This window comes from Geminocystis sp. CENA526, assembly GCF_050753365.1.
In the GTDB taxonomy this organism is placed as follows: Bacteria; Cyanobacteriota; Cyanobacteriia; order Cyanobacteriales; family Cyanobacteriaceae; genus Geminocystis.
Genome location: NZ_JBLZFY010000252.1, coordinates 1 through 1,628 on the forward strand (window position 1 = coordinate 1; position 1,628 = coordinate 1,628).

Below are 1,628 nucleotides of genomic sequence, written 5' to 3' on the forward strand. Positions count from 1 at the left end.
CCCCTCCCCTAAGAACCGTGCGTGACTATTACTAATCACACGGCTCAAGCCTTACTTCAAGCCTTCAACTTGGATTTAGAGTGTACCTGTTTATGACAAGCCTTGTGTAGATGAACAAGATTGTCGATGGAATCTTCACCACCTTCTCTAACAGGTACGATATGATGGGTTTCTATTTCTTCACCATTGAACAAGGCATCTCCGCAGACGGGACATTTCCAATCTTGTTGATTAGCTATTGAGAAGTATTTGCTATTTCTTGCCCAATATTTCTTCCCATCCTTTTCTTTGCGTTTCTGCCAATAGTCCTTTAAGGTGGAGTCATCAGGACTTGACGTTCCTCTGACCTTGATGTGTCTTATGATAGGAGTTTCAGGGATGTTGTAAAGAATATGTGTTAATTCTCTGTTTCCTCTCCCTTTACTTGAACACATAAAAACACCATTTCTTCTTTTATGGCTATGAAAATAACGCTTGAAAACCCATGTTTTCGATTTGTTAGGATGCCTACGTTTAGCCCAACGGTAAAGGTAATGCCATACTCGATTTTCGATGTATGAGAAGGTTTCTTTGCTTACTACCCCTCTATAGTAATTAGCAAAACCTCTGAGAAGTGGATTTAATTTTGTGATAATATCTTCTTGAGTCCGTGCTTTCATTTCAGATAGTGTTTTACCTATCCTTTTGCAGAAGGCAAGGACTTTTTCCTTTTGAGGTTTAATCAACAACTTGCCTTTATATCGGCGAAGATTAAATCCTAGAAAATCGAATCCATCATCTATGTGAACTATCCGAGTCTTCTCAGCACTGATTTCAAGACCTTTTTCTGACAACCATTGCTTTATCTGGATAAGCACTTTTTCCAAAGATTCTCTATCCTTTGCAGTTACTACAAAGTCGTCTGCATATCTGACGATGCCTAGCTTTGGGTTACATTGTTTGATATATTCTTCTAACCCGTGCAGTCCTATGTTAGCTAATATAGGACTTATAACACCACCTTGAGGAGTACCTGTCTCGGTAAGGTTGTGGACACCTTTGTCGACAAATCCAGCTTTTAACCATCCTTTAATAAGTTCCTTTCTAGGGTGACTATTAATCGTGTTCAGGATGGATTCATGGGCAATGTTATCGAAAAAACCTTTTATATCGGCATCTAAAACCCAAGTGTCTTTTTCAAATTCACCATGTTGATTCTTTCCGCTACTTAGTCTAATGAAACATTGTTCGATGGCATCTTGACAACTTCTTCCACATCTGAATCCGTAAGAGTTAGGTTCAAATATGGCTTCCCATTCGGGTTCTAGTGAATTTTTAACTATTGCTTGTGCAACTCTATCTCTCACGGTTGGGATGCCGAGAGGACGTTTCTTGCCATTGGACTTCGGTATATATACCCGTTTTGTAGGAACTGCTTTTGGCATTTTCCATTCATTGACAAGTTTTACTCGCTGTGCAGGGGTGTTTATTACCTCCTTATCTATTCCTGCTGTTTGCTTTCCGTCATTGACTTGAGTAATTTGTCTGACACTGAGCAATAGATTTGATAGGCTTCTTATTAACAGTTTCTGCAATCTTCTCAACTGCTTCCACTGACCAAGTTTTCTAGCACGGAAGATTCGGCAACG

General features: G+C 39.6%; 1 protein-coding gene. It reads right to left on the minus strand.

Annotated features, from left to right (window positions below; genetic code table 11):
* Positions 1–56: 56 nt before the first annotated feature.
* The coding region (ltrA, locus tag ACN4EE_RS23155; RefSeq protein WP_431708868.1) for a group II intron reverse transcriptase/maturase at positions 57–1,628 on the minus strand (1,572 nt) is incomplete at its 5' end.